The following is a 7,165-nucleotide window of genomic DNA, read 5'->3' as shown; positions in this document are numbered from 1 at the left end:
AGTTTTGATCTGGTCACCTTCTTCGAGATCACCTCGCCCTGATCGGTGATCCCGTGGATGTGAAACGACTGTTTGCCTAAATCAATCGCAAGTAACTGCATTCTGTGAACTCCTTCTGCTTGCTACGTCTGCCGAAAACTATCGGCGTCGGTGCAAGGGGCGTCCATTCCATAAGATGAGGAAGAAAGGTGGCTCAACAACCGGGTTGAAAACTCACACCTTGCATTCCGACGACGAGAACGCGGGATACATCGTTCTAGGCGGATGCAAAGTTTGCAGGACATCGCCGCCGTTCATCCCTCCGTCTACAACCACTTCAACCAGCAGTGATCTACTTATTAGCCGAAACACTTCCGAGCCGATACGGTCCGTCGCTCTTGCCGGGTGGTGTGAGCTTCACGCGGCATAAGGCGCAGCTTCAATCAGTCTAGCTGAGACTGGTTCGAAATTGTCTGACAGCACCGTCGAAAGAGAGATCATGTAATCTTGTCGGTAAATCGCGTATGGTTATGCGCAAAAGTTGCGCGAACTAGTGGATAGTAGACGTCACTTTGTTGAATAAAACCAGAATTCGGGGGGCAGCGTTTTGAGCTTTCTTGTATTTTATTGGAGTACTTGGGTGTGAAGAACTCATTGTATGTTGCAGTGGCGTTGTTGTTGGTTTTCGCTCTAAAGGTCGGTGCGGATGAGAAAGAAGGCCTTGTCGGAATGTGGAGCTTTGACGAACATCACGGTGACCTTGTCGTAGACATGTCCGGCAATGGGCATGATGGCACAATCATCAATATCGGGTCAGAAGAAGGGATAATTGATGGCGTGCTGTTGCTCGATGGCGAGAACGACAGCATCGTCTCGGTCCAGATGACGGACGAGATTCGCGCGACGTCCAAGTCGATCTCTCTGATCGCGTGGACTTATCGCACCGAAGACAAAAATGTTTCCGTCGTTGCCAGTGCCTATCCGGCGTTGTTCTTTGGTTTTCACGGCCCGCAGTTCAAGCTGCAACTTGCCGAGCGTCGTTCATTGCTTGCAAAAGTGACGCAAAAGATTGGGCTTTCGGATAGGGTACAGGTCGAGTGTTACGCTGATTTGCAATATGTGGCCGAGCTCGACAAGTGGATCCATCTTGCCGCAACCTATGATGGTCAAATGGCGCGCCTTTTTGCTGACGGAGCCGAGGTATGTGCGTTGCCTTACGAAGGTGAGATCGGCTTTGAGGATGAGCCTCTGACGGTTGGCGCGTTTATAAAAGCCGATGGCACTATCATCGATGAGATCGCCGGCAGTCTGGATGACGTCCGGATTTACAATCGCGTCCTTTCATCCGATGAAATCCACGCTCACTACCTGTCCACCACCCCGGTATCCCTTGGGCAATGACCCCATTCTCAGGCAGACGGGTGTTGTAAAAGCAAACTGGCTTGAGACGGGGAGGGCGTTTTTGTGGCGTCGCCCCATCACCAATCGATCGCCGTTTCGCTGTTTCAAGACCAGTTCACAATTCATCCATCTGGCGGTGATGCTGTTTGTCCTGTTTCCATGTCTCTCCGGAACGTCGAGAACCTACTGCACGAGTGCGATATCGATTTGAGCCCTTAAGCCATTCGATTTGATGGCGCAGGTTCGGCCGATTTTTCTTAACGAGTTCAGGAAACGACATGTCGAAGGGATTAAGTCGAACCGTTGGTGCTGGCATCTGGCCGAGTGGGGTGGTCTTTACGCAGGGGAAAGGTTAGCTATGCTGTCATTGCTCAGACGTGTTCGATCTCGTCCGTAAGTACTGCGATCTCTTATCAGCCAAGACACCTTCAAGCTGACACCTTCCACCGCTCTTACCGAGTGGCGCGACCTTGTCGCTGCATAAAGTACAACTCTACTCGCCTGCTTAGACTGGTTCGAATTTGTCTGACAGCATCTTGGCGGGGCCGGCAGTGTCGACTTAACGATGCTTGGAATTGTGCATGTTAGCAAATCGCTGGTATGCAGCAGCAAATGGAAAGAGCCCGCTCCCGAAAACTTGACCAAGAGTGTTGCGTCGGTAACGTTCTTGCGGCAAAAGATTAGTTTAAGAAAACAACATCTTGGATGATGTCAAAAGGTTAACTAGGGTGAGTTTTCTGGCGGAGTCCCGTCATTCTTGAAGCTGAGTGAATCTTGAAACAGACCATAGAGGTGCACGCGTTAGTCAAGAAAGGGAATGAATTAGCCGCGTCAAGGCTTGGATGTATGGAGCTGTTGCTATTCATTGCGATACCACTTTTGGAGGTCAAGGAATGTCCGGAAAGCGCGTAGTGCATGCTATCGATCATCTGGAAATAGGCGGTGCACAACGACTTCTGGACGTCATGCTTAACGAGGATCTCAGCGCCGACACACTTACTGTTTTATCGTTCGGCTCAATTTCGGACTTCCTATATGATCGACTTGTGTCGAAAGGCGCTGAGGTCGTCGTCGTAGAAAATTGCCGTCTTTGGACGCCGGTTAGCTATCTTCGGGTTCTTCGCTCGCTCAGAAAGCTTCGACCCGACGCGCTTCACCTGCACTTAACGTACGCCACGATCATCGGCGCGGTGGTTGGTCGATGGGCAAATATTCCGATGGTTGCTTCGATCCACAATGTTCGTACGGTTCAGTACGATGGTGTTCGTGGCTGGGTCTTGAGATTGATGGAGACTCTGGCGGTCAGGATGTTCGTGGACCGGGTTATCTTTGTTGGTCAAACAGCAGCGCAAGCCAACGAGGGGCGGTTTCCCGGAAAGCCAATGACGACGATAGACAACGTGGTCGAACCCGCCAAACCAAGTAGTGAGGAAGCTAGAGAAAAAGTCCGGTCCAAACTCGGTGCGGATCCGGGAGAGGTCATTGCCATTTCCACCGGCCGGCTTGCCCCGGTCAAGGATATCTCGACGATGCTCAAGGCGTTTGCCATCACACTCAAGACCGTGCCCAAAGCTCGGTTATGGATTTGCGGCGAAGGTCAGTTGCGCGAGGAACTTGAAGAGCAGGCAGAGCGCCTACAGATCGGAGAGCGCGTCCAGTTTCTTGGTGGTCGCAAAGATGTGAATTCCTTGCTGAATGCGGCGGATATCTTTGTCTTGAGCTCGGTCTCGGAGGGTTTGCCTCTCTCACTGTTGGAAGCGATAGCCGCTGGGCTTCCAGTGGTCTCAACCGCAGTCGGAAGCGTCCCGGAATACGTGAGTGCATCACAAGGACGTTTAGTCCCGCCTGGTCAACCGGAGGCGCTCGCCGAGGCGCTCGTCGAGTTGTGCTCCGATCCGGAGCTGCGAAATTCGATGTCGGCCAATGCTATCGCAAGTGCTGAGCGCTTTACGGATATAGCAACTTGGAAAAAGAAACTGAAAGCGCAGTACGACGCCCTTCCAAACTAAGATCGGCGAACCAGACGCGTCAGCAAGACGCGATCACCAGAATCGAATACGAAGAGATAGGAAAGCACGGGCAGAATTGCGAACCCGAGCATAACTGGCCAGACAGCGTCAAGCGCAAGGGCAAGTACTCCGATTACCATCGTCGAGGGCAGCAACACATAGATTGGCGACCAGACCCATGGTAGCGGGTAGGCTCGTTGCGCGAACAGCGTAACGACAGCCGTCTTGGTTATACTCCCCAAAACGACCGCCCATGCACAGCCAGAAATTCCGTACGTCGGTGCAAGGATCAAAATAGCTATTATTGTCACGCAGAATGCCAGAATGTAGGCGACAAGCTTCAGTCCGCTGCGCTTGGCAAGTACAACGCCGATTTCCGTCACCCAGCCGACAGCCTCAATCACAAGCGCCAGCACTAGTGGGAAAATGACGACCACTCCCGACCGGTAAGCTTCTGACGCAAGGAGTACGAGAAGTGGCTCTGCGAGGATGAGAAGGGCGAAGGAGGCAAGGCACACCGCAAGCGTGAAGCTCTTCAACACGGCATTGTAGGTCTCTGCCGCATCCGATTTCTTAAAAACCGCAAGGGCAAAGGGATTCCATGCGGTCTGGAATGCGAAGGCAAACAAGGAGAAAAGCATCGCGATCTTGGCACCGGCGGCGTAGAGACCGAGCGCCTCTGTCCCGATCAAGGCCCCGACAAGCGCCCGCTCTGCCAGCGGCCCTACGGCGCGCGAGGCACTGATCAGGCCATAGGGCCCTGCGTAGGGTAGCATCTCGCGAAGATAGTGCACATCTGACGGCCGTGTAAGCCAGTCACGCGTTAGCAGAAGCGCGATTAAAGCGAAGATAAGCGCGGCGGCGAAATTTGCGATCATGAGTTGGCCGATGCCCGCATTGAAAACGAGGATTGCGCAGACCACGAACGCCGCTTGCACGAATGAGAAGGCGAGCGAAAGCATTACAAAATGCCACCGTCGGAAGGTCAGACGCAGCAGTGTCACCGAAAACTCGATGATCACCATACAGGGCACTTGAAGGACGAGGATGCGAAATGCGAACACCGTTTCGCTGTCATACCCGAAATGACGAATGGCTGCTGGACCTAACGTCCATAACAGCGGCACGAAAATCACGATCAAAAAACCCCGAAACATCAGCGACTGAGATATCACCTGTTTCCTGGCTTCAGTTTTTTCGTACTCGAAGTAAAAGCGGGATACGGCGCTGTCCTGACCGAAAATGAAGAGGATGGTCAAGAACGCACCCATTACTTGAAGCGTGTCAAAGATGCCGTAGTCAGAGGTGCTGAGATGACGTGCAAGAAGGGGAAAGGTAATCAGCGTCGCCAGCCGACTAACAGCCGCCGCTCCTCCATAAACGGCGGAATCACGAAAGAGAAAGCCAAGTCGGCCCTTCGTCGATAGGCCCGATGGGCTTGGTGCGTTACTCGGACTTATCTCGTTCTCTTCCTTCATGAGATCACTCGTTAGCCACAGATGCTTTGCTTTCCAACAATGGTAGTCAAGGTCCACCAGCACCATTTCTCATGATGCAGATAAATGCTAGTCGGCAAGGAATTTCTATGTAAATACGTGACCCCAAAACGGAATGGTGCCGAACAGAAAGTGTGCGCAAGACGAATAAACTATCGAGAGCTTCATAGCGTTGAGTCCTGGCGAGCGGCAGGAAAACCCGCGGTACCATCTGACGAAAGAATGAAATCCATTACGCTTTCGTAGTCGATGGACAACCTGTTCATGCGAGGCAAGTATTATTTTTTTGGGATGCGGTAGCAGATTATCTGCATCGACCTTCTACAGCATCGGAACTGTTTTGGTGGACACCACGGCTGAAGAGTGGAATTGAACACTGCCTGCCAACGTTGCGTTGAATGCTGGTATTCTGTACAAATTACTTGTGACGGCTCGTAGTAGCATAAATCGCAAATATCTGTTGAGCGTAAGGTGAATGCCGATGAGCCTATTTCCGTCAATAGTGATGACTTCATTGCTAGCTCAAGGGCGGCTTCTGGTATGAAGGACAAGCCTAAATGACTGCAATTCGAAGTGTGGATGAAAAGTCTCTCTTGGCCGGCTTTGTGTTAAACGTCCGGATTAGGTGCGGCAAATGAAAACATCCAGAATGCCGCGGCCCGATTTCGATTGTCCAGATGAGCTGCGACGGACGACTGCTGACGGGATGGTTGAATTCAGCACTCACATCAACAAGCCCCGTCTCGATTTGCTTTCGGTGATCCGCGTGAGGAAAGCAGCCACGACAATTGCCTTTTATTGTGGATCGCAGCTTGCGCAGCTGCGGTTTCAGAAACTCCAACCCAGAGGATTCACCCTTCGCCATGGGTGTCCCCGCATGGTGTGCCTTCCACGCTAATGTGGCTCCAATCATGGGGATGATTAGGCAGACATCGCATCGTATCATTTTCCCGGTGCAGCATCCGGCAGGGGGGCGGCTTCTGTTGGGTGAATCCAAGGAAAACGGGGGGCGCGTCGCCTTCAGAGAATGGGACTTTTTATGAGACGTCGGAAATTTTCCTTCTTACTAATGTTGACGATAGCGTTGCTGAGCGGTTGTGCGTCAAGTCCGGACCAGCTAGAAGCGCGCGCGGCAGGAAATACGGGTGATCAGAGTACATCAGGTCGTGTGATCCATGTTTCCGCGGCAGATGGTAATGACACAAACGCCGGGACTTCATCAGACCCGATTAGGTCCATCCAGCGTGGCATCGCATTGGCACAACCCGGAGACACGGTTCTCGTTGCGCCCGGAGTGTACGGCTTCCAGGGCAGCACGCAGTATGGTCTCAATCTGGCAAAGAGCGGCAGATCCGATGCTCCGATTACCCTACGCGGCAGCGGTCCCGGTGTCCTTCTCGATTGCAGCGCTAAGACTTCGGCGCGCACGCTTTACTGTTTAAACCTGAACGGCGACCATTGGCGACTTATCAATTTCTCGGTCAGAGGTGCAAAGCAGAATTCAGCAGGGGCATGGGCCGTCGGTATTCAAATCAAGAATGCATCGAACAACCTGCTCGATAGGGTCCATAGCTTTGAACACCAGGGACCCGGAATTCTAGTAATCGGGGATTCACGCAACAATCTGCTTCGGAACTGTAAAGCGCACAGCAACTATGATCCAAGATCAGAGACGCCGGGCGGCAATGCCGACGGGATAGGTGTCACGTCCATTCCGAGGCGAGCTACAGGCAACGTGATTTCGAATTGTAGTTCCTACAACAATTCCGATGATGGCTTTGATCTGTGGCTGGCCGAGGCTCCTGTAACGATTGAAGGTTCGACCGCATCCAGGAATGGATGGATCCCGGGAACGCGTCAGGCCGCTGGTGACGGAGTTGGGTTCAAACTTGGCCGTAACACCACCGGGCCATTGCATCAAATTATCGGCAATCGGGCTATCGGCAATCGCGCAAGCGGATTTGACAATAATGGCGCGATGCGGCCCGCCCGCCTTTCCGGAAACAAGGCTTCGGGCAATGGGTGGGGTGGCTATAAAGACTTAAATCCGTGACGCAGATTTTTCGGACATTTTCTATAGCACCGATTTCGATCCAACGCTTAGCAAATAAGACTGGCCCCGACTTAACAGTTGCCTTGCTCTTTGGACAGGTTTGACCGCGATGTAGCCCGCCGGACTCACCTTTGCTTACGCAGCTTGCGCGACCGATCACCTGAATCGAATCGCTTTAAATGCGAGAAAACGCTGCGCGCTGAGCTATGCAATTAAAGGTCCTTGCA

At 52.6% G+C, this 7,165-nt stretch carries 4 protein-coding genes and 2 pseudogenes; 4 read left to right on the top strand and 2 right to left on the bottom strand.

Going from position 1 to position 7,165, the window contains the following annotated elements; translation table 11 throughout:
- Positions 1-101, bottom strand: a pseudogene (locus AC2FIT_RS19485) (IS110 family transposase); the annotation flags it as partial.
- Between the two features lie 85 nt (positions 102-186).
- On the opposite strand from AC2FIT_RS19485, the pseudogene AC2FIT_RS19480 reads away from it, so the two are divergent.
- The 3 genes and pseudogenes from AC2FIT_RS19480 to AC2FIT_RS19470 form a co-directional block, all read left to right on the top strand.
- A pseudogene (locus AC2FIT_RS19480) lies at positions 187-409 on the top strand (IS6 family transposase); the annotation flags it as partial.
- A gap of 212 nt (positions 410-621) precedes the next feature.
- Positions 622-1,380 carry a LamG domain-containing protein gene (locus AC2FIT_RS19475; protein WP_496831682.1) on the top strand — a complete coding sequence of 253 codons (759 nt, stop codon included), beginning with the start codon at positions 622-624 and terminating at the stop codon, positions 1,378-1,380.
- 893 nt (positions 1,381-2,273) lie between these two features.
- Positions 2,274-3,389, top strand: a complete 1,116-nt coding sequence (locus AC2FIT_RS19470) for a glycosyltransferase (protein ID WP_496831680.1) — start codon at positions 2,274-2,276, stop codon at positions 3,387-3,389.
- On the opposite strand, the gene AC2FIT_RS19465 is transcribed toward AC2FIT_RS19470, so the two are convergent.
- On the bottom strand, positions 3,386-4,933 hold the full coding sequence (locus tag AC2FIT_RS19465) for a lipopolysaccharide biosynthesis protein (protein WP_496831679.1): 1,548 nt from the start codon (positions 4,931-4,933) through the stop codon (positions 3,386-3,388). The two genes, AC2FIT_RS19470 and AC2FIT_RS19465, sit on opposite strands and share 4 nt — an antisense overlap.
- A gap of 1,120 nt (positions 4,934-6,053) precedes the next feature.
- On the opposite strand from AC2FIT_RS19465, the gene AC2FIT_RS19460 reads away from it, so the two are divergent.
- On the top strand, positions 6,054-6,938 hold the full coding sequence (locus tag AC2FIT_RS19460) for a right-handed parallel beta-helix repeat-containing protein (RefSeq protein WP_496831677.1): 885 nt from the start codon (positions 6,054-6,056) through the stop codon (positions 6,936-6,938).
- Positions 6,939-7,165 lie beyond the last annotated feature (227 nt).

It is taken from the genome of Ruegeria sp. YTSA135, from assembly GCF_059610165.1.
The sequence above is the reverse complement of the archived record's forward strand: the minus strand, read 5'-3'. Positions and strand labels throughout refer to the sequence as shown.

Excerpts from the sequence above, each read along its gene's own strand:
- AC2FIT_RS19470 (WP_496831680.1), top strand. The coding sequence starts at position 2,274 with ATGTCCGGAAAGCGCGTAGTGCATGCTATCGATCATCTGGAAATAGGC.
- AC2FIT_RS19465 (WP_496831679.1), bottom strand. The coding sequence starts at position 4,933 with ATGGTGCTGGTGGACCTTGACTACCATTGTTGGAAAGCAAAGCATCTG.